A 22,997-nucleotide genomic window follows, 5' to 3' on the forward strand; every position below is an offset into this window, starting at 1 on the left:
TGGGATGCACCGAACGCCACATTGGGTGCGTCAGATGCACCCAATGTGGCGTTGGGGCGCTCGGGTCTAGGCGAGCAGTTCGGCCAGCATCGCCGGATCGATGTTCCCGCCGGAGACGATCGCCACCGTGCGACCGCCGGGCAGTTCGTCCGCGTGGTGCAGGTAAGCGGCCGGGGCGGTGGCCCCGCTGGGCTCCGTCACTAGACGGCCCTGCTGGGCCAGCGCACGGACGGTGTCGCGGATTTCGTCCTCGGTCACGGTGATCACGCCGTCCAGGACGTGCCGCAGATGCGCGAACGTGAGCTCGGACGGTTGCGCCCGCAGACCGTCCGCGATGGTGCGGGCGCGTTCGGCGATGGGCCAGTCCACGATCTCGCCCGCGGCGAGGCTGGCCGCGGTGTCGGCGGCCAGTTCCGGTTCGACGCCGTAGACCTTCGCGTTCGGGCACTTCGCCTTGATCGCGGTGCCGACCCCGGAAGCGAAGCCGCCGCCGCTGACCGGGACCAGCACGGTCTCGACGTCCGGCAGGTCCTCGGCGATTTCCAGGCCGACCGTGCCCTGCCCGGCGATGATGTCCGGGTGGTCGAACGGCGGGATCAGCGTGAGACCGCGTTCCTCCGCGAGCGCGAGCGCCGCCGATTCCCGTTCCGCGATCGGCACTTCGCGGACTTCCGCACCCCAGCGGAGGGTGGCTTCGACCTTCAGCCGCGGAGTGACGTCCGGCACCACGATCACCGCGGGAATCCCGAATTCGCGCGCGGCGTAGGCGACCGCTTGCGCATGGTTGCCGCTTGAATACGCGACCACGCCGCGTTTCCGTTCGGCGTCGGTGAGTGCGGCGATCGCGTTGTACGCGCCGCGGATCTTGAACGCGCCGATCGGTTGCAGGCTCTCGGGTTTCACCCAGAATTCGCCGGGAACCCAGAGCTGGCGCAGCAGCGGAGTGTGCACCGCGGTGCCCTTCACCCGCCCGGCCGCGGTTTCGATGTCGGAGATCGTCACGAGGTGCATGCGGCGAGTATGTCAGGAAAGTGTGAGCTTTAGTCTATCCATTTTGGACAGTCAACGTGGCGTCCCTCACGCCTGGGCAACGAAGGGAGCGTCTCAAGCGACTTAACCGTTGAAGAAACAGGACACGGCCGGGAACGATCAGATCGGAATCATGAGCGAGGAGCAGAAGGAAACCGCGGAGGACAAGAAGAAACTCCGGACGACCTCGGTGCTCGCCGCGGCGCTGGCGGCGGTCACCGCCGCGTTGCTGGGCTCGACGCTGGGGGTCGCGGGAACAGTCATCGGCGCCGGGGTGGCCAGCGTGGTCAGCACGGTCGGCGGCGAGTTGTATCTGCGTTCCCTGCAGCGAACTCGTGATGCCGCGCGGAAGGCGATGGAGACGGCCGCACGACGCAGCCGGGCCGGGCTCGCTCCGGTGCGGGTGCCGGTTGAGGACGTGGCGTCGGCTGGCCCTGGCGATGCGCCAACGGTGTATCTCCCGGCCGATTTAGCGAACATGCCTACGGTTCGGTTGTCCGAACTGAAGCCGACTGAACCGGAGAAGTCCGACAGTCTGGGTGAGAAGCTGCGGAAGATGCGGTGGCCGTTGATCATCGCTTCTAGCGTGGCTGCGTTCGTTGTCGCGTTGATTGTTCTGGTCGGTCTGGACTTGACTACCAAGGGCAACGTGTCGACCGGGTTGGTTCCTCGGCAGCCGGATACCAGCCAGCAGCGGGATGATCACCCGGACAACACGCCGAGTACCGCACCGCAGACGCCCCCGCCCGGCGAGTCGAAGCAGAACAATCCGACGTCCACTCCGACCACGACGCCGAGTGCTCCGCCGTCCTCACAGCAGCCCACACAGCAGACGCGCCCGCCGTCCACGTCCTCGAACCCGACCACGAGCTCGCAGGCTCCCGCCACGAGTCAGACGCCGACCGCTCCCGCCGTCCCGTCAAACGGTGGCGAGTAGCTCCCTGCGGCGATTCGTGAGGGGAACCTTCACGGACTCTGAGTCCCTCAGGGTTCCCCTCACGGCCCTCTACGAAAGCCGCGCCTTCAGCCCCTCCGCGGCAGCCTTCGGATCCTCCGCCTCGGTAATCGCCCGAACGACGACCACCCGAGAAGCCCCCGCGTCCAGCACCTCCGGCAACCGAGCCTCGTCGATCCCGCCGATCGCGAACCAGGGCCGCTCCGTCCCGAGAGCCGAGGTGGACCGGACCAAGCCCAGCCCCGGCGCGAACCGGCCGGGTTTCGTCGGGGTGGGCCAGCACGGGCCGGTGCAGAAGTAGTCCACGCCGGTCTCCGCCGCGGCCGCGGCGGCCTGCTGCTCCGAATGGGTGGAACGGCCGATCACCACGTCGTCGCCAAGGACGCGGCGCGCCAGCGAGACCGGGATGTCGTCCTGGCCCAAGTGCAAGACGTCCGCGCCTACGGCCAGCGCCACATCCGCCCGGTCATTCACCGACAGCAACGCCCCGTGCCGCGCACAAGCCTCCGCCAGCACCTCCAGTGCCGCGATCTCCTGCTTAGCCTCCAGCGGCGCACCGCCGGTCTTGTCCCGCAGCTGCACGATGTCAACGCCCCCGGCCAACGCAGCGTCAGCGAACTCCGCGAGGTCTCCACGAGAAGCGCGCGCGTCGGTGCACAAGTACAGCCGGGCGTCGGCGAGACGGGTGCGAATTTGGTCTCCGGTCAAGGCAGGCATGGCGGTGACGTTACCCGCGCGCTACGGTGTGGGAGTCCGCACGGGAGCCCGAGGCACGGGCTGAGAGGGAGCTGCCGCTCCGACCGTGGAACCTGATCCGGGTCATGCCGGCGCAGGGAGCGTGATTCCACTGTGAACACCAGCACCACAACCGTCACTGTCGTCGGCGGCGGCGTCATCGGGCTGTCCGCGGCCTGGCGCGCGGCCGCCCGTGGATGGCGCGTCACGGTCGTCGACCCGGATCCCGTGCGCGGCGGCGCGTCCTGGCTGGCCGGCGGGATGCTCGCCCCGGTCACCGAGGCGTGGCCGGGCGAGGAAGCCGTGCTCAGCCTGGGGGAAGCGTCGCTGCGGCGCTGGCCCGGCTTCGCGCGGGAGCTCGCCGCCGAAGGGACCGATCCCGGGCTGGCCGAGCACGGCACGATCGTCGTCGGGTTCGACAGCGCCGACGCCGGGCACCTCGACATCCTCGCCGGGTACCTGCGTTCGCTCGGCCGCGACGTCGAGACGCTCACCGGGCGCGAGGCGAAGCGGCTCGCGCCGGGCCTCGGCGCGGTTCGCAGCGGCCTGCATGTGCCGGGCGATTTAGCCGTGGACAACCGGAAACTGCTTACGGCGCTGAGCGAAGCGGCTACGAAGCGTGGGGTCGAGTTCCGTCGCGAGCGGCTCGAGAGCCTCTCCGAAGTGTCCGGACCGGTGATTCTCGCCGCGGGTGCGTGGACCGGTCAGCTGCATCCGTTGCTGGAGCACGCCGTACGCCCGCTGAAGGGCGAGATTCTGCGACTGCGTCCGCGTCGGGGCTGTCTGCCGCCTCCGCCGTACACAGTGCGCGCGATGGTCGAGGGACGGCCGATCTATCTGGTACCGCGAGAAGACGGCGAACTGGTCCTTGGCGCGACGCAGTACGAAGCGGGTTTCGACCAAGCTGTCACCGCGCGTGGCGTACGCGAGCTGCTGGAGAACGCGGAGCGGATTTTGCCCGGCATCACGGAGTACGAGCTGGTGGAAGTCGCAGCCGGACTGCGTGCCGCGAGCCGCGACGCTTTGCCGTACATCGGCGAAGTGAGCGAAGGCGTGTACGCGGCGACAGGGCATCACCGCAACGGTTTGCTGATGGCACCCGCGACGGCGGACGCCGTGGTCGCGTGGCTTGCCGGCGAAGCCCCGTCGCCGGAGGTCGCCGCGGCGACGCCCGCCCGTCTGGTCGAGAAGGAGCGAGTCTGATGGAGATCAAGGTCAACGGCGAGTGGCGGGAATTTCCCGACGACAGCACCGTTTCCGCGGTCCTCGACGCGCTGGGAGCGGAACGTCGGGGTGTCGCCGTCGCGGTCAACGGCGAGGTCGTGCGGCGTGGCGAATGGGAAGAAGCGGTCGTGCCGAAGGGCGCGAACCTCGAAGTGCTGACCGCGGTTCAAGGAGGTTGAGCATGGACGACCTGATCATCGGCGAACACAAGCTGTCGTCGCGATTGATCATCGGCACCGGTGGCGCGGCGAATCTCGAAGTGCTGGAACGCGCGCTGGTCGCGTCGGGCACCCAGCTGACCACCGTGGCAATGCGCCGAGCCGACGCCGAGGGCGGCTCCGGAGTGCTGGAGTTGTTGCGGCGCTTGGACATCGAGCTGCTGCCCAACACCGCGGGCTGCCGGACGGCGGCCGAAGCCGTGCTCACCGCCCAACTGGCCCGCGAGGCGCTGGAAACGAACCTGATCAAACTCGAGGTGCACGCCGACGACCGGACGCTGCTGCCCGATCCACTGGAGACCCTTGACGCCGCCGAACGCCTGGTGGCGGACGGATTCACGGTCTTCGCGTACACCAACGACGACCCGGTCCTCGCCCTCCGCCTGGAGGAGGCGGGCTGCTCCGCGGTGATGCCGCTCGGCGCCCCGATCGGCACCGGGCTGGGCATCCGGAACCCGCACAACATCGAACTGATCGTCTCGCGCGCGTCGGTGCCGATCGTGCTGGACGCGGGGATCGGTACCGCGTCGGACGCGACGCTGGCGATGGAACTCGGCTGCTCGGCAGTGCTTCTGTCAACGGCGGTGACCCGGGCGGCGGATCCGGAGCGAATGGCGTTGGCGATGCGGAGTGCGGTGGAGGCCGGGTATTTGGCGCGCGGCGCGGGACGGGTGCCGCAGCGGTTTTGGGCGCAGGCCTCCAGTCCGCCTCGCTGACCTACACCTCGACGACGATTTTGCCGCGCACACCGCCGTTTTCCAGCGCGCGGTGTGCGTCGGCGATGTCCGCTAACGGAAACACCCGGTCCACCAACGGCCGTACCAACCCGGCATTCACCCACCGGCTCAGATCAGCGAGCAGATCCGCCTTCGGGTTCCCGCTGAAACCGCGCACCCACCGGTTCGGGCGCAGCGAGTTCGCCGCCACATAACCCAGCGTGCGGACCGGACGGTCGAGGTCGAATGCGATCGCGACCATCCGCCCGCGCGGGGTCAGCAGCCGCCGGAACGCGTCGAGGTCGCGGCCGACGGTGTCGAGAATGACGTCGAACCTCCCCAGATCACCAGGATCGCGGTAATCGAGCGCGACATCCACCCCGAGTTCCCTTGCCAGTTCTAGGTTCTTGGCGCTCGTCAGTCCGGTCACGTGTGCGCCCATGGCTTTGCCGAGCTGCGTCGCCACAAAACCGACCCCGCCCGTCGCGCCGCGGATCAGCAGGCGTTCGCCCGGCTTCAGATGGGCTTTGTCGCGCAGCGCGGTAATCGCGGTGACGCCCACCGCAAGCGACGCGGCCTGCGCGGGATCCAGCCCGGCAGGCACGTGGTCCAGCCGATCGTCGGCCATCACGTAGTACTCGGCGGCGGTGCCCATCCGCCGCCCGCCGCCCCAGACGAGGTCGCCGGCGGCGAACCGGCTCGTTCCGGGTTCCGCCACCTCGCCGACCAGGTCCACGCCGATCCGTTTGGGGAAACGCTTGCCGCTGAACGGAAGCAGCTTCCCGGACCGCATGGAGAGTTCGCCGCCGTTGACCGAGAGCGCGCGCACCCGGACGAGGACTTCGCCGGGGCCGGGCGCCGGTGTCGGGACAGTGGTCTCGCGCAGGACTTCCGGCGGTCCGTAGCGGTCGTAGGTGATGGCTCGCATCGAAGTGGAAGGCATGTTCCACTTCTAGCACGGAAAGTGGAAAGGGTCTTCCGATTCGCGTAAAGTGAGAGAGTGCCGGAAAAACCGACTCGGTTGCGCACCGACGCCGCCCACAATCGCGCGCGGATTCTCGACGTCGCGAAGCGCACCTTCGAGACCGAGGGCCTGGACGTGTCGATGAGCGAACTCGCGCGCCGCGCGGGTCTCGGCGTGGCCACGGTGTACCGCCATTTCCCGACCAAGGACGACCTGGTCGCCGAAGCCTTCGCCGAGCCGATGGCCGAATGCGCGGCGATGCTCGACGAGGCGCTCGCCGACCCCGACCCGTGGCGCGGCTTCTGCCGGGTGATCGAGGAAGTGTGCGCGATGCAGGCGCGCAACCACGGTTTCTCCGCCGCGATCGTGACCGCGCTGCCGGATCAGGCGCGTTTCGCGGAGTTTCGGGACCGGGCGCTGCGGGGCTTCGTCGAGTTGATCCGCCGGTCGCAAGAAGCCGGTGCGCTGCGGGCGGACTTCGCGGTTTCCGACCTGTCGCTGGTCTTGCTGGCGAACGGCGGCCTGCGGTCGGGCGCGGGGGCCGCGGCACCGGCGGCGTCGCTTCGGCTCGCGGGCTATCTGCTGCAGTCGTTCCGTGCGGAGACGGCCGCGCCGCTGCCGCCGCCCGCGGAGCTTCCGCTCGACGTGTCAGTGCTCTAAATGGGCGGGCAAGCTGCACAAATGGCGGGGTAATGGTGATTTCGCCCGCGCTTGACGCGGATTGTGCACGGGTACGCCGTATGGTTGACGGCACCCTTTCCGGCGCACCCAGCGGCGGGCACCAGCGTCAGAAGGAGCCGATCGTGACTCTTTCCTCGGTCCAGGACGTAACGGGCCGGTTGTACCTAGCGGTGGGACGGCTTTCCCGCTCGCTGCGCCAGGCCGGCGCGCCCGGGCCTGGGCACGGGTCGATCTCGGCGCTCGCCACGCTCGTGCACTTCGGCGAGCTGCGCCTCGGCGACCTCGCCGCGAAGGAAGGCGTCGCGGCGGCCACGATGTCGCGGATCGTGGCCACGCTGGTGGAGGCCGGTTACGTCACCCGCGAGTCCGACCCGGTCGACCGCCGCGCCTGGCTCGCCCGCGCCACCGAGGAAGGCGAACGCCTCGTCTCCGGCGTGCGCTCCACCCGCGTGCAGGAGCTCAACCGCCGCCTCGACCGACTCACGCCCGAGGCCCGCGAGTCGATCATCGCCGCGCTGCCCGCGCTGGAGGCCCTGATCTCCGACGAGGGCTAGCGCTCCTCCGGGGCCAGCCGCCAGAACGCCGACACCGGGCCGACTTTCGCACCCATCGGGTACGAGTGTTCGACGGCCTGCGAGACGAACCACTTGCCGTAGCGTGCCGCTTCGACCACTGACATGCCCTTCGCCAGCCCGGCGGTCAGCGCGGACGCCATGGTGTCGCCGGCGCCGTGCGTGTGCGGGGTCTTCCAGCGCGGTCCGGGCAGCTCCACGAACGTCGTGCCGTCGAAGAGCAGGTCGACGCACTCCGGGTCGGACTGCAGGTGGCCGCTCTTCACCAGCACGTACTTCGGGCCGAGCTGGTGCAGCACGACGGCCGCGGTGTGCATGCCATCGCGGTCGGTCACGGTCATGCCGGTCAGCAGCCGCACCTCGTCCAGGTTCGGCGTGAGCACGGTGGCGCGCGGCAGGAGTTCGTCGCGCAGCGCGGCGAGGCCGTTGTCGTCGAACAGCGACTGGCCGGTCATCGCCGCGGCCACCGGGTCGACCACGAACGGAATCGCGCCGTCGCGCCCGATCCCGGCCTTGTCGCAGGCCGCCGCGACCGCGTGGATGATCTCCGCGGACGCGAGCATGCCGGTCTTCGCCGCGCCGACGCCCATGTCCGCCGCGACCGCCTCGATCTGCCCGGCCACGATGTGCGGCGGCAGATCGGCGCGGTCGTGCACGCCGAGCGTGTTCTGGACGGTGACCGCGGTGACCGCGACCAGGCCGTGCACCCCGCAGGTGAGGAAGGTCCGCAGGTCCGCCTGCAGCCCGGCGGCCCCGCCGGAGTCCGATCCGGCGATGGTGAGCGCGGAGGGCGGGCTCGGGTTCTCAGTCATGTGCGCGTTCCGACTTCTGGTCTGGTCCATTGAGGCAACTGTGCTTCATTCACAGTCCACCACGATGGCACAGTAAGTGTTCGTGCTGGTCCCCGTGACGAAGGAGACATCAGTGAAGCTCGCCGCGGCCGGTCTCCTGCTCCTGTCCACGCTGGCGGTACCGGGGGTCGCCAGCGCGGACAGCCCCAAGCTCTCCCACGTGACCACCGTCGGCGTGCACAACACCTACGACCCGGCCGCGTACCCGTACCTCGCCCAGGCGCTGGACAACGGCTCGTCGCTGCTCGAACTCGACGTCTGGCCGGACTTCTTCACCCACGAGTGGAAGGTCAGCCACCCCAACCCGCTGGGCAACAGCAACAATTGCGTCGACGCGCATTCGGCGGCGGACCTTTACTCCGGCGGGACGAACAAGGACCTCGAATCGTGCCTGGACGACATCCGGATCTGGCTCGGCGCGCATCCCGGGCGCGCGCCGCTCACGCTGAAGATCGAAATGAAGACCGGCTTCTCGGCGAATACCGGCCTCGGCCCGGCCCAGCTCGACGCCGCCTTCCGCGACCACCTGGGCGATGCCGTGTTCAAGCCCGCCGATCTCCTCGGCAGCCACGCCACGCTCGACGAAGCGTCCAAAGCGGACAATTGGCCGACACTGGACGCGTTGCGGGGCAAGGTGCTCACCGAGATCATCCCCGGCACGGTCGAAGAGGGAAACCCGACGGACACGCTGCACACCGACGTCGAGTACGCCGGTTACCTGCTGGATCAGAAGGCCGCCGGAAAGCTGGATTCAGTGCAGATCTTCCCGACCGTGCACGGCGCCGCGGGCGGCGACCCGCGCGACAAATACTCCGCGGAGCAGAAACCGTGGTTTGTCGTTTTCGACGGGGACGCGAGCGAATGGCTCGCGAAGGCCGGGATGTCCTGGTACGACGAAAACCACTACTACGTGGTGATGACGGACGGGCAGAACGTCGCGCCCGCTATCGACGACCACAATCCGACCGTCGACCAGGCGACTCAGCGAGTGGCTGAGCTGGCCAAGCAGCACGCTTCCGTGGTGACGTCCGATTGGACCGGCCTCACGACCGTGCTGCCAACGGTGGATTCGCGCGGCTAGAACCGCGGCGGCGGCTTCAGCACTGACATCCGATGCTGGTACACCGCTTGCGCTTCGGCGATCCCCGGTCGCGGCGTGACGCCCGATTTGCGGATCGTTTTGACCGCCGAAGCGGTGCGGTGCTCGGTGACCAGACCGTCGACCTCGTGCTGAACCTCAAGCGGCAGCCTCGCCCACAACGCTTCCGGTGTCTCGCTCATCCGGCCAGTGTCGCATTCACTGCGGGTTCGCGAGCCGCCAGAACGGGGAAACCGGGCCGACGCCCGCGCCGAGCGGATAAGCCTCCAGGACGCAGCGTTCGATGAACCGCTTCGCCTCCGCGACCGCGGTGGGCACGTCCGCGCCCTTCGCGAGCGACGAGGTGATCGCCGACGCCATGGTGTCGCCGCCGCCGTGGGTGTTTTCCGTGTCGATGCGCGGGCCGCTCAGCTCGATCACCGCTGAGCCGTCGGTGAGCAGGTCGACGCAATCGGCGGCGTCGTAGAGGTGGCCGCCCTTGACCAGGACCCACTGGGAACCGAACTCCAGCAACGCTTCCGCGGCTGCGTGTTGGCTCTTTGTGTCGGTAACGCTGACGCCGGTCAGCAGCCGGACCTCGTCGAGGTTCGGCGTGATGAGCGTGGCGCGCGGGAACAATTCCGTCCGGATCGCTTCCAGCGCTTCTTCGCGCAGCAGCGCGTGGCCGGTCATCGACGCGGCCACCGGATCGACCACGAACGGCGTGTCCGTGCTTCGTCCGATGTGGACTTCGTCGAGCGTTTTCGCGACCGCCTGAATGATTTCCGCGGTGGCGAGCATGCCGGTCTTCGCCGCGTTGACGCCCATGTCCTCGGCGACCGCTTTGATCTGCGCGGTGACGACGTCGACCGGAATCTCGGAGAACCCTTGCACGCCAAGCGAATTCTGCACGGTGACCGCGGTGAGCGCGACGAGCCCGTGCACTCCGTTGGCGAAGAACGTGCGCAGATCCGCCTGCACGCCCGCACCACCGCCGGAATCGGACCCGGCGATGGTGAGGGCGGTACGGGGCGTGACTGTCACTGGTTGACCACGGGCAGGTAGACCTTGTTGCCCTGCTCGGAAAACTCCGCGGACTTCTCGGCCATGCCCGCCTCGATAGCCTCCACGGAGGACAGACCGTGCTCCTCGGCGTACTTGCGCACGTCCTGCGTGATCCGCATCGAACAGAACTTCGGCCCGCACATCGAGCAGAAGTGCGCGGTCTTCGCCGGTTCCGCGGGCAGCGTCTCGTCGTGGAAAGCCCGCGCGGTGTCCGGGTCGAGCGACAGGTTGAACTGGTCGTTCCACCGGAATTCGAAGCGGGCCTTGGACAATTCGTCGTCCCAGTCCTGCGCGTACTGGTGGCCCTTGGCGAGGTCGGCGGCGTGCGCGGCGATCTTGTAGGTGATCACGCCGGTCTTGACGTCGTCGCGGTTGGGCAGGCCGAGGTGCTCCTTCGGCGTGACGTAGCACAGCATCGCCGTGCCGTACCAGCCGATCTGCGCCGCACCGATCGCCGAGGTGATGTGGTCGTACGCCGGAGCGATGTCCGTGGCGAGCGGGCCGAGCGTGTAGAACGGAGCCTCGCCGGTGAGCTTTTCCTCCAGCTCCACGTTTTCCTTGATCTTGTGCATCGGCACGTGGCCGGGGCCCTCGATCATCACCTGCACGTCGTGCTCGCGGGCGATGTGCGTCAGTTCGCCGAGGGTTTCCAGTTCGGCGAACTGCGCGCGGTCGTTGGCGTCCGCGATCGAGCCGGGACGGAGGCCGTCGCCGAGGGAGAACGTGACGTCGTACTCGCGCAGAATCTCGCACAGCTCGGAGAAATGCGTGTACAGGAAGGATTCCTGGTGGTGCGCGAGGCACCAGGCGGCCATGATCGACCCGCCGCGGCTGACGATGCCGGTGACCCGGCGCGCGGTCAGCGGGATGTAGCGCAGCAGCACGCCGGCGTGCACCGTGACGTAGTCGACGCCCTGCTCGCACTGCTCGATGATGGTGTCGCGGTAGATCTCCCAGGTGAGCTTTTCCGGCTCCCCGTTGACCTTTTCCAGCGCCTGGTAGATCGGCACGGTGCCGACCGGGACCGGCGAGTTGCGCACGATCCACTCGCGCGTCTCGTGAATCCGCTTGCCGGTGGAGAGGTCCATGATCGTGTCGGCGCCCCAGCGGGTGGCCCACACCATCTTGTCGACCTCTTCCTCCACAGAGGACCAGACGGCCGAATTTCCCATGTTGGCGTTGATCTTCACCAGGAAGTTCTTGCCGATGATCATCGGCTCGGTCTCCGGGTGCTTGCGGTTGGCCGGAATCACCGCGCGCCCGCGGGCGACCTCGTCCCGCACGAACTCCGGAGTACAGCGTTCGCGCGCGGCGATGAACTCCATTTCCCGGGTGATCACCCCGGCTTTCGCCCAGCCCAGCTGGGTGTTGTGTTCCCGCCCGTCAGCCCAGCCGGACCGAAGCGGGTGCAGTCCATTGTGGACATCGATGTTCGCGTCCGGATCGGTGTAGGGCCCCGACGTGTCGTACACGTCGAAATGCTCCCCGTTCGACAGGTCGATCCGCCGCGCCGGAACCCGCAGCCCGGATTCGGTGCGGTGATAGACCTTGTGCGAGCCGGTGATCGGCCCGGTGGTGACGGACGGGGCGATGGCACCCTGATTTTCCAGCGTCGTCAACGACGTTCACTCCCTACGCCGGCATTACCCGGTCAGGTTCATGCGGTCGGTGACGCCGGGTGTCCGCGAGATGGACACCAGCCACCCTCTCAGCCCGCCAAGGCGCGAGCTCCCGCGTTGCATTCGGTTGAGGTTGCTCGTCCGACGATGCCATGCCGTGTCGGTTCGGCACAACCCTGCCGCCCGTCTGGCCGAAACAAAACGAAGGCCTCCCCGGCGAAATTCGGGGAGGCCTTCGGGAAAATGAAGAGACGCGGTGCGGGTCAGGCGTCTGCCGGTTCCTTGGGCGGCAGCCAGGTCAGGCCGGGCGTGCCCCACTTGTTCTTCTTCAGCATCTTCTTCGCCGCGCGCGCGTGGCGGCCGACGAGACGGTCCAAGTAGATGAAGCCGTCTAGGTGATCGGTCTCATGCTGGAGGCAGCGCGCGAAGTAACCGGTGCCCTCGACCTCGATCGGATTTCCCTCGACGTCGAAGCCGGTCACCTTCGCCCACGTGGCGCGCCCGGTCGGGTACGACTCGCCCGGGGCGGAGAGGCAGCCCTCCCAGTCGTCGTCCGGGTCGGGCATGGTCTCCGGGATCTCGGAGGTCTCCAGCTTGGGGTTGACCACCACGCCCTTGTGCTCGACGCCCTCGTCGTCCGGGCAGTCGTATACGAACACTCGCAGGTCGAGCCCGATCTGGTTGGCCGCGAGGCCCACGCCCTCGGCCGCGTACATGGTCTCGAACATGTCCTCGACGAGGGTGGCGAGCTTGTCGTCGAACTCGGTGATCTCGCGCGTGGGCTGGTGCAGCACGGGTTCGCCGGCGATGCAGATGGGGTGGACGGTCACGGACGCCGAGTTTAGTCGGACCCTTCTGGTACACCTGGATCGGACCGTGACGCGCCGGGTCGGATGCCCATGTCGAGCATGGGTTCCGTGGTTGAATGACGCCCGCGGAAGGACTGCCGACACCGATTGCGAGGACCGCATGGACGCCGCGGAGTCGATGGCTGAAAACCAGCCGTCGCCGCCGGAAAATGTCGGTGGCCTGACCGAGCGCGAACTGGACATTCTCGCGTTCGAGCGGCAGTGGTGGCGCCACGCCGGGGCGAAGGAGAACGCCATCCGGGAGCGCTTCGGACTGTCTTCCACCCGTTACTACCAGTTGCTGAACACGCTGCTGGCCAAGCCGGAGGCCGTCGCGGCCGATCCGATGCTGGTCAAGCGGCTGCGCAAAACGCGCGCCGCCCGTCAGCGCAAACGCGGGGCCCGGCGGTTGGGGATCGAGCTGTCATGAGCGTCTTCTCGGGACTGTCCCGGCCGTTGAAGGCCGCGGGAGTCGCGCTGATCGGGATCGCGGTGGTCGCGGCCGTCATCGGCGGGGTCACCGTGCTCAACACGAGCGGCGACCAGAACGCCGGACCGAGCACGTCCGGCGAGCCCACCGCACCCGGCGGCTCGTCGTCCGCGCCGGAACAGTCGTCCTCGGCGGCGCCCAGCTCCGCGCCTTCGTCGGCGCCCGCCTCGTCGGCCCCGGCTTCGTCGTCCGCCGCGTCGTCGGCTCCGGCGTCGGGCCAGCCCGGACAGCCCGGCGGCCAGCCGGGCCAGCAGCCCGGGCAGCCGGGCCAGGCGGGTCCGGACCAGCAGGCCTCGAACAAGTGGGTCACGCTGCGCGTCTACAACAACTCGCTGGTCAAGCACCTCGCCGAACAGGCCGCCGCCGACTTCCGCGGTTCGGGCTGGAACGTCGCCGAGGTCGGCAACTACTCGCAGGGCAACATCCCGGCGACCACGGCCTACTTCCGGCCGGGCACCGACGAGGAAGCCGCCGCGAAGCAACTGGCCAAGGAGTTCGGCTTCCAGGCCCAGCCCCGGTTCGACGGCATCCAGAACTCGAACCCCGGCGTGATCGTGATCATCACGAAGGACTACCAGCCCGGCGGACACAAGGGCAGCTGACCTTCTCCGATACCGATGACAGCCCGCGCTACGGCGCGGGCTTTGTCATGTCCGCCGAGCCGCGTGGCTTCGCTCCTGCGGAGGTCCGTGAGGGGAACCCTGAGGGAATCAGAGTCCCTCAGGGTGGCCCTCACGGACCTCGACATCGCGCGCCGCGCCGCTTCGGTCGGTTCCGAGCGGGCGAAATCGGCGGCTGCGGAGGGCGTGCGGTTCGGCACGACGGGCGGAGTAGGTCGTGAGCGCTGGTGCCGGTTCTAACCGGCGCCAACAGTCACGAGCAGCTCACCGCTCCTGCTGCGCCTGCGCGTAAGCCTCCAGAGTCGCCAACTGCGCCGCGTCCAGCGAAGGACGCACCGCCTCGCGAGCCTTGTCCAGATGCGCCGCGGTCACCTCGCGCGCCTCCAGCGACTCGCGCATCGCCGTCAGCGCCGCCTCGCGGATCAACGCGGCGCAGTCGGCGGCCGAGTAGCCCTCCAGCGCCGCCGCGGTGGCCGCGAGGTCCACATCGGACGCCAGCGGAGTGTGCTTGGCCGTCGCGGCGAGGATCGCGGCGCGGGATTCGGCGTCCGGCGGCGGGACGTAGATCCGCCGCTCCAGGCGTCCGGGACGCAGCAAAGCCGGGTCGACGAGCTCGGGCCGGTTCGTCGCGCCCAGCACGACGACCTCGCGCATCGGCTCCACGCCGTCCAGTTCGGTGAGCAGCGCGGCGACCACGCGGTCGGCCACGCCCGAGTCGGACGACTGGCCGCGGCGCGGGGCGAGCGCGTCGATCTCGTCGAGGAAGATCAGCGAGGGAGCGGCGTCAGCGGCCCGACGGAAGAGGTCGCGGACCGCGCGTTCCGATTCGCCGACCCATTTGTCCAGCAGTTCCGCGCCCTTGATCGCGAACACGTTCAGCGCGCCGGTGCCCGCGAGCGCCCGGACGAGGAACGTCTTGCCGCCGCCGGGCGGGCCGTACAGCAGCACGCCGCGCGGCGGTTCGATGCCGAGCCGGGCGAAGGAGTCCGGGTAGCGCAGCGGCCACAGCACGGTTTCGGTGAGCGCTTCCTTGACCGACGTCATGTTGCCGACGTCGTCCAGCGTCAGCCCGCCGGTGGCCAGATTGTCCGAAGTGGACAGCGAGATCGGCCGGACGGTGGCCAGCGCGTCGAGCAGATCCTGCTGGGAGATCCTGGGTTCCTCGACGTCCCGCTGGCGCAACGCGGCCCGCAACGCCGCGTCCCGGCGCAGCGCGAGCAGGTCGGCGGCGACGAAACCGGGCGTCCGTTCGGCGAGCACGCCCAGGTCGGCACCGGATTCGACCGGCACGTCGCGGAGCAGGATCCGCAGCAGTTCGACGCGCGTTTTCGCTTCCGGCAACGGCAGGCCCAGCTCGCGATCGAGCAGGTCGGCGCCGCGCAGCCGCGGATCCACCGACTCGGCCCGCGCGGTCGTCGCCACCACCGCCAGCCCGTCTTGACGCAGTGCGGCGCGCAGTTCTTCCAGCACCACCGTCGCCACCGGAGGCGGCTGGGTGGCCGGGAGCAGCGCGTCGATGTCGTTGATCAACAGCACGCCTGGACCGTCGCCGCCGGTGGCCCGGTCGATGGCCTCGCGCAGCGAACGGTGTGCCGCATTCGGTTCCAGCACAGCGATATTCGGCGCGGTCACCGACACCACGCGCACCTTCTCCGCCGCGGCGACCGACCGCACCAGCGTGGCCTTGCCGACGCCTTCCGGCCCGGACAGCAGCACGCCCAGATGCGCCGAAGTGCCCAGTTTCGCCAGCAGCTCCGGCCGGTGGAACGCCAGGTCGAACCACTCGGCCAGCTTGCGCGCCGCGCCCTCGGCCCCGACCAGGTCAGCGACCGGCACCGGCTCGTCCAGCTCCTCCTCGCGAGCCTCTGTGACGACCTCCTCGACGATCTCCGCATCGAGGTAGTCCTCGGCCGCGGTGACAGCGGTGGTGCGGACGAGCGCGGTCGCGGTGCGCACCGACGGTTCGCTAGTTGGCGCGCCAGTGCGGGCACCGTCCCGCCAGCTGACCACAGTGGACGGTCCGACCACGACAACGCCAGCCGGTTCGGTCGCCGTGACGGTCAGCAGTTCGTTGGTCCAGGTCGCCCCGATTACGCGAGACAACTGCCCACGGACAGCGGCGACGTCCGATCCCGGCGCGGGCGCGAGGTCTTGCGGCAACAGGGAAACCGCGTCGCCACGGGTCAAAACCTTGCCGGTGAGCGCGAGCCGCAACGTCTGCGGCGACACCGAAACAGACGCCAGCCGAGACCCGGACACAGTGACCGTGCGGGCAGCGGTGACCTCTGCCGGCGAGACCACGACCTCGCCGCCCTCGGCGACGCCGAGATTCGACATGGTGACGTCATCGGTCAGCACGACACCCGGCATCGCTTCCTCGGCGGCGGGCGCGGCCAAGGCGGCGCTGCGCCGCGCGCCAGTGAGGTACACGGCGTCCCAGGCCCGCAGGCCGAGCGCGTCGAGCACTTCGGGGTGCAGCCGGACAACCCCCCGCCGCGCGTCGAGCGCGGACGGCGTGTGCCGGACGGTCAGGGTGATCTGCGGATCGCTCACGCTGCTCACCCTAATGAACCGACGGGCGGTTGTGGGCGAACGAAAGGCCGCTTACGGCATTGCTGGCCAGTCGCGGATCGCGGCGACGAACTCCTCGGGCGCGTCGGACTCCACGTAAAGCCCTACGCCGTCAAGGCTTACGGTCTGATGGTTCGGGAAGGCCGCTTCCAGCCGTTCGCGCTCGCGGGGCCGGAAACCGATTTGAGCGTTGCCCCACACGATCAGCGTCGGCAGGTCGGGAAGGCCGGCCTCGAGCTCGGCGAAGAAGGCCCGGCTGGCGAGCATCCGGCCGGGGAGCACGCCGGAGGCCTGGCGACGCTCGGGCGTGTCCATCGCACGGCGGTAGTGGGCCATCTCAGCCTCGGTCAGCTTCCGCTTTCGGTGGCCCATCGGGAGAAACGCCTTGACGACGAGGTTGAGCCGACGCGCCAGGAAGCGCATCGGAGGTCCGCCGGCGATGCGGCCGAAAGCCTCGAAATACGGGTCGCCGTTGACCGGCCAGGCCCAGGCGTTGACGAGCACCAGCCGTTCGAAAACTCCCGGCAGGCGCTGTGCGGCGGCCAAGCCGATCGGGCCGCCCCAGTCTTGTCCGACGAGCGTGACCCCGCTGAGGCCGAGCGCGTCGACGAACCCGGTGACCACGTCGGCGTGCTCCTCGGGCAGGCAGCGATAGCCGGGCTTTGCCGTCGAGAGCCCGAAGCCCGGGTAGTCGAGGGCGACGCACCGGAAGTCGTCGCGCAGGGCGCGGATCACGTCGCGCCAGAGGAACGACCAGGTCGGGTTGCCGTGCAGAAGCAGCAGCGTGGGGCCGGATCCCTCGTCGACGTAGTGCACGGTGTGCCCGTCGATGTCGACGAAGCGGCTCTCGAACGGGAACAGGTCGTCGTCGACCCAGGCGGGACGCATGCTCTCAGCCATCTCGGCCCCTCGAACTCGTCGCCTGTCCTTCGACGCCCGAGCTACTGCTTCGCCCAGCCGTCGAAGGACAGGATGTCATCGACTGGCGGGCGGACGGCGGGGGAGAACTCCTGCTGGGTCGAATACGCCACCGCGAGCAGGCCGATCTGCGTGACGTCCTCCGGAATCCCGAGAATCCGCGCGACATCCGCCTCCCTGCCGCCGAGGTGGTAGCTGCACAGCGAACTGGCCAGCCCGTGCGTGCGCAAGGCGAGTTGGAAGCTCCAGATCGCCGGGTAGATCGAGCCGTAGGCGGAAAGCTCGGCGCTGCCCGTCGGCACCGGCCCGGGCATGCACGGCAGCACCAGCGCGGGTACTTGGTCGAGGTGCTCGACGAGGTACCGAGCCGAGTCCAGCATCCGCTTGTCGACGAGGTGGCCGTACTTCCGCCACGATTCCTCCGCGGCTTCCCGGGTGACGGCCGCGATTTCCTTGCGCATCGCGGGATCGAGCACGACGACCCAGCGTTGGGCGGCGAGCAGGGAACCGGCGGCCGGGGCCTGCTGGGCGATCCGCAGGCATTCCTCGAGCACGGTCTTCGGTACCGGTCGCTCAAGGTCGAGCTTGCGCCGGACGGAACGGGTCGTGGTGAGCAGGGTGACGGCATCCACTGTGGACCTCCCAGGCCTTACTTACAATGTAAGCGTACGGTGTAAGTACAGGGCTGTCGAGGACTTACGCCGTAAGCTGGCGGGATGGTCCGGGAAACCCTGACGCGCGAGAAGGTGCTCGACGCGGCGCTCGCTTTCGTCGACCAGCACGGCATGGCGGCCCTGTCGATGCGCAAGCTCGCCGCGGAGCTGGGCGTCGAAGCGATGTCGCTCTACAACCACGTGCGGAACAAGGGCGATCTGCTGGACGGTCTCGTGGCCCGGATGTTCGAGGCGGTCCCCGTGCCTGACCCGGCCGCGCCGTGGGACGTCCGGGTCCGCGGCCTGGCTGAGGGGCTTTACGCGCAGTTCCGGCGGCATCCGGCGGTGCTGCGGACTCTGGTCGCGGACGAGGCCAATCCGCGGTCGCCAGGGGCGTTGAAGGTGATCGACAGCATGCTCGGCGCCCTGCTGGACGCCGGACTGGACGACACCGAGGCCGTGCGCGCGTATCGCTCGCTGACCGGCCTCACGTTCGGTGCCGCACTCACCGAGGAAACCGGCCTCGCTGGGGCACCGCTAGACCGCGCCGAGCCGGTCGACGACTGGTTCCGCCGCATGGCGACGCCCAGCGAAACGCCGCACCTGCACCGCCTGTTGCCGGTGCTGACCGACGCCGACTGTCGACAGGACTTCGAGGCACAACTGAACTTGCTGGTGTCCGCGCTGGGAAAGGCCTGAAACTACCGGCGGCGAATGCCGATCCGACGCCAGCTGCGACGCCGCTGGGTCGGCCCGGACGTGGCTGAGCTGTGGTCCCGCTCCCGCAGGTTCCGGCTCCGCACCAGGTCCGAGTTCGTGCGCCGCACCGCGCGCATCGCCGCACCGGCGACCCGGCCCGAGGCCGGACGCAACCGCAGCCGTCGGTGGCTGCGGGCCCGGCGGATCGCGCGGCGTTCCCGCGGCGGCACCTCCCAGGCCTCCGGGTGCGCGGCGAGCCAGCGGTGCCGGTAGACCGAGTACGGGATGTGCAGCAGGTACAGCACCAGCGCGACCGCCAGCGCCACCAGCGGGAACACGATGATCGCGGCGGCCAGCAGGCCGACGCCCACCAGCAGCGGCGCGATCGCCTTCGCCGGGGCCTTCACGGTCTTGAGCGACAGCGTCGGGATGCGGCTGATCAGGAGCGCGGCGACCGCGATGGTCCACACCAGCACCACGTACTGCTCCGACCACCAGCCCTCGCCCCACTGCAGCGTGGCGATCAGCGGCAGCATCGCGACCAGACCGCCGGCCGGCGCGGGCACGCCGACGAAGAACTCGGCGGCGTACGCAGGCTGGTCGGTGTCGTCGAGCAGTGTGTTGAAGCGGGCGAGCCGCAGGATCATGCAGACCGCGAAGATCAGCGACGCGACCCAGCCGATGCGGTCGCCGTGCGCCTGCCAGATGTAGAGCACCAGCGCGGGCGCGACGCCGAACGAGATGCCGTCCGACAGCGAGTCGAGTTCGGCTCCCATCTTGGACGTCGCGTCGAGCAGGCGGGCGATGCGGCCGTCGAGGCTGTCGAGGACGGCGGCGATGCCGATCGAGCCGATCGCCATCGCGTAGTTGCCGGTGAGGGCGAACTGCACCGAGGAGAGACCGGCGCAGAGCGCGAGCACGGTGATCGCGTTCGGCAGCAGCCGGACGCCCGGGGTGGTCACGCGGACCATGGTCAGCTTTCTCCCAGCGCAGGAAGTTCGGCGAGCACGGTTTCGCCGCCGACGGTCCGCTGGCCCTTGGCCACCACGACCCGGCTGCCCGGCGGCAGGTAGGTGTCGACGCGCGAGCCGAAGCGGATGATGCCGTAGGTCTCGCCGGCGGCCACCTTGTCGCCCTCGCGGACGTCGCACCGGATGCGGCGCGCGACCAGCCCGGCGATCTGCACGACGACGAGCTCGTGGCCGTCGACCGTGTGCAGCACCAGCGAATTGCGCTCGTTGACCTCGCTCGCCTTGTCGAGGTCCGCGGAAAGGAATTTGCCCGGCTTGTACGCGACCTTCGAGATCACGCCCGCCGCCGGCGTGCGCTGGACGTGCACGTCGTAGACGGAGAGGAACACGCTCACCCGCATCCGCGGCTCGGCGGGCAGGCCGAGCTCGGCGGGCGGAACCGCTTCTTCGATGAGCGAGACGGTGCCGTCGGCGGCCGAGATCGCGACGTTGTCCCGCAGCGGGGGCACGCGCTTAGGCTCGCGGAAGAAGGCCGTCATGCCCGCCGTGGCGAGCGCGCCGACCACGCCGAGGCGCTTGGAGAACCGGCGCGCCACGATCGTCGCGGCCAGACCGCCGAGGAGGAACGGCCGTCCTGCCGGGTGCATCGGCGGGAACGTCTCGCGGGCCAGCTGGACAGCGTGCGCGAGGGGGTTACCGGTGGGCTGGCCGCTCATGGGTCGAGTTCCCCGCTGTTCGTCTCGGTCGGTGTAAGGGTCCGATTTGGGCTTCCCCACGCTACCGCCCGCCTGCGGCGGACCCGGCGGCCCCTGGTCGTAAGGGTTGCCCCGGCGCGGGTGGGCGCGACCACAAACCGGTAACGACGCGTCGAACAATCCGATAACACCGGGTAGTTGACGCCGCTCGGGACCGGTGCCCGGGCCGACCTGGCGAGGGAGACGATGGCGGTACCCGATCTGCTCGCGCAGCTGTTGCGCGCCTGGCGCCGGGATGTCCTCTCGGCACCCGTTCCCCAGCTCGTCGACCCTGTTCACGCCGCCCGGCTCGTGCGGGACGCGGCCCGGGTGCATGCGTCCCCCGACGAAGCACGCACCCGGGCGCGGAACGGGTCAGTTTAGTCCGCGACCGGGGTGTTCTGACAGATCGTCGGGAAACCGTTACCAACGGTCACGATCGCGGCGGCTCGCGGTCGCGGCGCTGACCAGCCGCAACACGAGCAGCAGCACGATCGCGCCCAGGATGGCGACGCCGAAGCTCGGGAAATCGAACTCGAAGTGTTGCTGCTCGCCGGTCGCGAGCCGGTAGACGAACCCGCCGAGGGCCGCCCCGACCACGCCGACCAGCACGCTGACGAGACAGCCCTGCCGCTGCCGCTCCCGGCCGCCGACCACGAGGTTCGCGATCCAGCCGACCAGCGCGCCGAAGACGATCCACAGGATGATGCCCATGCTCGCGAGGATACCTTCGCCCTATTGCACAAGAGCTGTTGTACAACTACTATTGTGAATCATGGAGGTCCGCGATTCCCAAGTGCTGGCCGCGATGTCGCATCCGCTGCGCCGCCGCCTGCTGGACATGCTGAAACTCGACGGCCCGGCCACCGCGTCGGTGCTCGCGGAGAAAACCGGTCAGGCGGTGGGCAATGTGAGCCACCACCTGAAGGTGCTTTCCGGGGCCGGTCTGGTGGTCGAAGCGCCGGAACTGGCGCGGGACCGGCGGGAGCGGTGGTGGCGGCGTCCTTCCGAGGCGTTGTCCTGGGCCACTTCGGATTTCGTCGGGGATCCGGTGGCGGAGGTCGCGGAGACGGTGAGCCTCGATCGGCAGATGACGTTGTCCCGGGGCTGGCTTTCGGAAATGGAGACGGCTCCCGCGGAATGGCGTGATGCGTGGTTCTCTTCTGATGCGTGGATGCGGTTGACGTCCGCGGAATTGGCGGAGCTGAACGAGCGGATGGCTGCGTTGTTCGCGGAATTCGGCGCCAAAGCGGCTTCTGATCCTTCGGTGGAGCGGCAGTCGGTGTTCGTGTTCGGGCGCGGTTTCAGAGCTGAGCCGTGAGGGGTGCCGCGTTCCGTCTCTTGTGGACTGGGCAGACGGTCAGCACAGTCGGCAGCGCGGTGGCCAGTGCGTCGGTTCCGTTGGTGGCGTTGCTGGTGCTGCATGCCTCGACGTTCGAGGTCGCTTCGCTGACCGCTGCGGCGTGGATTCCCTGGCTTGCGGTTGGCTTGCCTGCCGGGGCTTGGGTTGACCGGTGGCCTAAGCGCCGGGTGATGCTGGTCTGCGACGTCATTCAGATGGCGACTTTCCTTGTTGTGCCTATCTCGTGGACTTTAGGGTTTCTTTCTGTCGGGTTGCTCTTGGCTGCCGCCTTGGTTGGTGGCTCCGCGGCGGTGTTCTTTTCCCTTGCCTATCGGGCTTTCCTTCCGTCCGTTGTGGACGATGCGGATCTTCAGGATGCGAACGTCCGGCTTCAGGGCGCTGAATCCGCTGCTCAAGTCGGCGGCCCTGGCTTGGCCGGACTGCTGGCTTCAGCGTTCGGACCGGTCAGCGGCGTGCTCGTGGATGCGTTGAGCTTTGGTTTTTCCGCGCTGTGCCTAGGTTTCCTGCGTGCGGACGACCCGCCTCCCCGCCCGCGTACGCGCTTGCGCGCCGAAATCGCCGGAGGCATGCGAATCGTGGCCCGGGATTCGTATTTGCGGGCGCTGGTCCTGTCCGGCGGGGTCGCGAACCTGGCCCTGAACGGCTTTTACGCGGTGGCAGTGGTGTTCCTGGTCGATGTGCTCGGCCAGGGCCCGGGTGCCGTCGGACTTGTGCTCGCCCTGGGCGAAGTCGGCGGAGTGCTCGGTGCGACCTTGGTGAGCCGGGTCGCCCGGCGAACCGGCACCGCGTGGGGATTCCTGTGGTGCGAGGCGCTGGTGGTGCCCGCGATGCTGCTCGGCCCGCTGGCCCGACCAGGGTGGGGTCTGACGCTGTTCGTCCTCGCCGGGGCGGGAATCGCGGCGGGCGTGGTCGGATCGAACGTGCTGGGCGCGACGTTCCGGCAGCGGTATTGCCCGCGCCATCTTTATGGCCGGATCAGCGCGAGCTCGGCGATGGTCAACTACGGCACCATCCCACTGGGCGCCTTGCTGGGCGGCGCGCTCGGACAGGCGGCCGGGGTACGGGCGGCGATGTTCGCGATGGTGGGCATTCAGCTGGCGTCGCTTGTGGTGCTGCTGCTGGGGCCGTTGCGGCGGGCACGGGACTTTCCCCAAGTCGCACTCGCTGTGGACAACCCGGCCGAAGTGAGCGGGGCTGTCGGTGGGGGCGGATAGACTGGACAAGGGCCGTCCCCCGGAGAGGGCGGGGGCTGCGTTGGCGGGGGCTGGGGCGGTGTTGCAAGGTCTCGGCTTGAGGCCCGGGATGGATCCGCGAGGACTGCGGGGCTGGTGTTCTGGCGGGGAGAGTCACCGGGTTGTGGCAGGCGGTGCGGCATTCGCGGAAATCCGTTTCGAGCGTTGCTGTCGGGCCTCTACCGTGGCGT

26 protein-coding genes and 2 riboswitches are annotated in these 22,997 nt (G+C 69.1%); of the genes, 12 read left to right on the forward strand and 14 right to left on the reverse strand.

The features are described 5' to 3' along the window. Window positions 1-66: 66 nt before the first annotated feature. Window positions 67-1,011: a threonine/serine dehydratase gene (locus ABZX37_RS15730; RefSeq protein WP_354739963.1), complete on the reverse strand. Its 945-nt coding sequence runs from the start codon at window positions 1,009-1,011 to the stop codon at window positions 67-69. Between the two features lie 151 nt (window positions 1,012-1,162). Between ABZX37_RS15730 and ABZX37_RS15735 the strand changes: the two genes are divergently transcribed. Then, window positions 1,163-1,966, forward strand: coding sequence for a hypothetical protein (locus ABZX37_RS15735; RefSeq protein ID WP_354739965.1), 804 nt, complete (start codon window positions 1,163-1,165; stop codon window positions 1,964-1,966). Window positions 1,967-2,035: 69 nt separating this feature from the next. Here ABZX37_RS15735 and thiE read toward each other — a convergent pair whose 3' ends face one another. Continuing rightward, the gene (thiE, locus tag ABZX37_RS15740; protein WP_354739967.1) at window positions 2,036-2,701 is read right to left on the reverse strand and encodes a thiamine phosphate synthase; all 666 of its coding nucleotides are present in this window, start codon (window positions 2,699-2,701) and stop codon (window positions 2,036-2,038) included. Window positions 2,702-2,731: 30 nt separating this feature from the next. Continuing rightward, window positions 2,732-2,837, forward strand: a riboswitch (TPP riboswitch). Between thiE and thiO the strand changes: the two genes are divergently transcribed. From thiO to ABZX37_RS15755, 3 genes are all read left to right on the forward strand, one after another. Then, window positions 2,834-3,922 carry a glycine oxidase ThiO gene (gene thiO / locus ABZX37_RS15745; protein WP_354739969.1) on the forward strand — a complete coding sequence of 363 codons (1,089 nt, stop codon included), beginning with the start codon at window positions 2,834-2,836 and terminating at the stop codon, window positions 3,920-3,922. (Overlaps the previous riboswitch by 4 nt.) Then, on the forward strand, window positions 3,922-4,122 hold the full coding sequence (gene thiS / locus ABZX37_RS15750) for a sulfur carrier protein ThiS (RefSeq protein ID WP_344265038.1): 201 nt from the start codon (window positions 3,922-3,924) through the stop codon (window positions 4,120-4,122). Before thiO ends, thiS begins: the two co-directional genes overlap by 1 nt. A 2-nt stretch (window positions 4,123-4,124) precedes the next feature. Next, complete coding sequence (locus ABZX37_RS15755; RefSeq protein WP_354739971.1) at window positions 4,125-4,877, forward strand: thiazole synthase; 753 nt, start codon at window positions 4,125-4,127, stop codon at window positions 4,875-4,877. A 1-nt stretch (window position 4,878) separates the two neighbouring features. On the opposite strand, the gene ABZX37_RS15760 is transcribed toward ABZX37_RS15755, so the two are convergent. Continuing rightward, complete coding sequence (locus tag ABZX37_RS15760) at window positions 4,879-5,820, reverse strand: NAD(P)-dependent alcohol dehydrogenase (protein WP_354739973.1); 942 nt, start codon at window positions 5,818-5,820, stop codon at window positions 4,879-4,881. A gap of 57 nt (window positions 5,821-5,877) precedes the next feature. Here ABZX37_RS15760 and ABZX37_RS15765 point away from each other — a divergent pair, with 57 nt between their 5' ends. Then, entirely contained in the window at window positions 5,878-6,501 is a 624-nt protein-coding gene (locus ABZX37_RS15765) for a helix-turn-helix domain-containing protein (protein ID WP_354739975.1), read from the forward strand. Window positions 6,502-6,644: 143 nt separating this feature from the next. Then, window positions 6,645-7,076 carry a MarR family transcriptional regulator gene (locus tag ABZX37_RS15770; protein ID WP_037718524.1) on the forward strand — a complete coding sequence of 144 codons (432 nt, stop codon included), beginning with the start codon at window positions 6,645-6,647 and terminating at the stop codon, window positions 7,074-7,076. On the opposite strand, the gene thiD (ABZX37_RS15775) is transcribed toward ABZX37_RS15770, so the two are convergent. Further along, complete coding sequence (gene thiD, locus ABZX37_RS15775) at window positions 7,073-7,906, reverse strand: bifunctional hydroxymethylpyrimidine kinase/phosphomethylpyrimidine kinase (protein ID WP_354739977.1); 834 nt, start codon at window positions 7,904-7,906, stop codon at window positions 7,073-7,075. The two genes, ABZX37_RS15770 and thiD (ABZX37_RS15775), sit on opposite strands and share 4 nt — an antisense overlap. A gap of 136 nt (window positions 7,907-8,042) precedes the next feature. On the opposite strand from thiD (ABZX37_RS15775), the gene ABZX37_RS15780 reads away from it, so the two are divergent. Continuing rightward, window positions 8,043-9,026: a phosphatidylinositol-specific phospholipase C domain-containing protein gene (locus ABZX37_RS15780; RefSeq protein WP_354740064.1), complete on the forward strand. Its 984-nt coding sequence runs from the start codon at window positions 8,043-8,045 to the stop codon at window positions 9,024-9,026. Here the strand turns inward: ABZX37_RS15780 and ABZX37_RS15785 are convergent. From ABZX37_RS15785 to ABZX37_RS15800, 4 genes are all read right to left on the reverse strand, one after another. Further along, window positions 9,023-9,226 carry a hypothetical protein gene (locus tag ABZX37_RS15785; protein ID WP_354739979.1) on the reverse strand — a complete coding sequence of 68 codons (204 nt, stop codon included), beginning with the start codon at window positions 9,224-9,226 and terminating at the stop codon, window positions 9,023-9,025. The genes ABZX37_RS15780 and ABZX37_RS15785 overlap by 4 nt on opposite strands. A gap of 16 nt (window positions 9,227-9,242) precedes the next feature. Next, window positions 9,243-10,067, reverse strand: coding sequence for a bifunctional hydroxymethylpyrimidine kinase/phosphomethylpyrimidine kinase (thiD, locus tag ABZX37_RS15790; protein WP_354739981.1), 825 nt, complete (start codon window positions 10,065-10,067; stop codon window positions 9,243-9,245). Continuing rightward, window positions 10,064-11,707 carry a phosphomethylpyrimidine synthase ThiC gene (gene thiC / locus ABZX37_RS15795; protein ID WP_354739983.1) on the reverse strand — a complete coding sequence of 548 codons (1,644 nt, stop codon included), beginning with the start codon at window positions 11,705-11,707 and terminating at the stop codon, window positions 10,064-10,066. Before thiC ends, thiD (ABZX37_RS15790) begins: the two co-directional genes overlap by 4 nt. Further along, window positions 11,701-11,833, reverse strand: a riboswitch (TPP riboswitch). (Overlaps the previous gene by 7 nt.) Before the next feature lie 137 nt (window positions 11,834-11,970). Beyond that, entirely contained in the window at window positions 11,971-12,537 is a 567-nt protein-coding gene (locus tag ABZX37_RS15800) for a peptide deformylase (protein ID WP_354739985.1), read from the reverse strand. 139 nt (window positions 12,538-12,676) lie between these two features. Here ABZX37_RS15800 and ABZX37_RS15805 point away from each other — a divergent pair, with 139 nt between their 5' ends. Both ABZX37_RS15805 and ABZX37_RS15810 read left to right on the forward strand, forming a co-directional pair. Beyond that, complete coding sequence (locus tag ABZX37_RS15805; RefSeq protein ID WP_037807914.1) at window positions 12,677-12,985, forward strand: DUF3263 domain-containing protein; 309 nt, start codon at window positions 12,677-12,679, stop codon at window positions 12,983-12,985. Then, complete coding sequence (locus ABZX37_RS15810; protein ID WP_354739987.1) at window positions 12,982-13,647, forward strand: LytR C-terminal domain-containing protein; 666 nt, start codon at window positions 12,982-12,984, stop codon at window positions 13,645-13,647. Before ABZX37_RS15805 ends, ABZX37_RS15810 begins: the two co-directional genes overlap by 4 nt. Window positions 13,648-13,929: 282 nt before the next feature. Here the strand turns inward: ABZX37_RS15810 and ABZX37_RS15815 are convergent, their stop codons facing one another. The 3 genes from ABZX37_RS15815 to ABZX37_RS15825 are packed head-to-tail and all read right to left on the reverse strand — an operon-like array spanning window position 13,930 to window position 17,786. Next, a complete protein-coding gene (locus ABZX37_RS15815) occupies window positions 13,930-16,218 on the reverse strand; it encodes an AAA family ATPase (protein ID WP_354739989.1) in 2,289 nt (762 codons plus the stop codon). Between the two features lie 51 nt (window positions 16,219-16,269). Further along, window positions 16,270-17,136, reverse strand: coding sequence for an alpha/beta fold hydrolase (locus tag ABZX37_RS15820; RefSeq protein WP_354739991.1), 867 nt, complete (start codon window positions 17,134-17,136; stop codon window positions 16,270-16,272). Window positions 17,137-17,177: 41 nt separating this feature from the next. After that, the gene (locus tag ABZX37_RS15825) at window positions 17,178-17,786 is read right to left on the reverse strand and encodes a nitroreductase family protein (RefSeq protein ID WP_354739993.1); all 609 of its coding nucleotides are present in this window, start codon (window positions 17,784-17,786) and stop codon (window positions 17,178-17,180) included. A gap of 84 nt (window positions 17,787-17,870) precedes the next feature. On the opposite strand from ABZX37_RS15825, the gene ABZX37_RS15830 reads away from it, so the two are divergent. After that, window positions 17,871-18,506: a TetR/AcrR family transcriptional regulator C-terminal domain-containing protein gene (locus ABZX37_RS15830; RefSeq protein WP_354739995.1), complete on the forward strand. Its 636-nt coding sequence runs from the start codon at window positions 17,871-17,873 to the stop codon at window positions 18,504-18,506. 2 nt (window positions 18,507-18,508) lie between these two features. Here the strand turns inward: ABZX37_RS15830 and pssA are convergent, their stop codons facing one another. The 3 genes from pssA to ABZX37_RS15845 form a co-directional block, all read right to left on the reverse strand. After that, the gene (gene pssA, locus ABZX37_RS15835; RefSeq protein ID WP_354739997.1) at window positions 18,509-19,477 is read right to left on the reverse strand and encodes a CDP-diacylglycerol--serine O-phosphatidyltransferase; all 969 of its coding nucleotides are present in this window, start codon (window positions 19,475-19,477) and stop codon (window positions 18,509-18,511) included. Between the two features lie 2 nt (window positions 19,478-19,479). Then, entirely contained in the window at window positions 19,480-20,193 is a 714-nt protein-coding gene (locus tag ABZX37_RS15840; RefSeq protein ID WP_354739999.1) for a phosphatidylserine decarboxylase, read from the reverse strand. Between the two features lie 441 nt (window positions 20,194-20,634). Then, window positions 20,635-20,925 (reverse strand): GlsB/YeaQ/YmgE family stress response membrane protein, encoded by a 291-nt coding sequence (locus tag ABZX37_RS15845; protein ID WP_116200394.1) that lies wholly within the window; start codon window positions 20,923-20,925, stop codon window positions 20,635-20,637. Between the two features lie 61 nt (window positions 20,926-20,986). Between ABZX37_RS15845 and ABZX37_RS15850 the strand changes: the two genes are divergently transcribed. After that, window positions 20,987-21,532, forward strand: coding sequence for a helix-turn-helix domain-containing protein (locus ABZX37_RS15850; protein WP_354740001.1), 546 nt, complete (start codon window positions 20,987-20,989; stop codon window positions 21,530-21,532). A gap of 59 nt (window positions 21,533-21,591) precedes the next feature. Beyond that, window positions 21,592-22,788, forward strand: coding sequence for an MFS transporter (locus ABZX37_RS15855; protein WP_354740003.1), 1,197 nt, complete (start codon window positions 21,592-21,594; stop codon window positions 22,786-22,788). Window positions 22,789-22,997: the final 209 nt, after the last annotated feature.

The organism is Amycolatopsis sp. NPDC004079, assembly GCF_040610415.1.
Lineage (GTDB): Bacteria > Actinomycetota > Actinomycetes > Mycobacteriales > Pseudonocardiaceae > Amycolatopsis > Amycolatopsis halotolerans.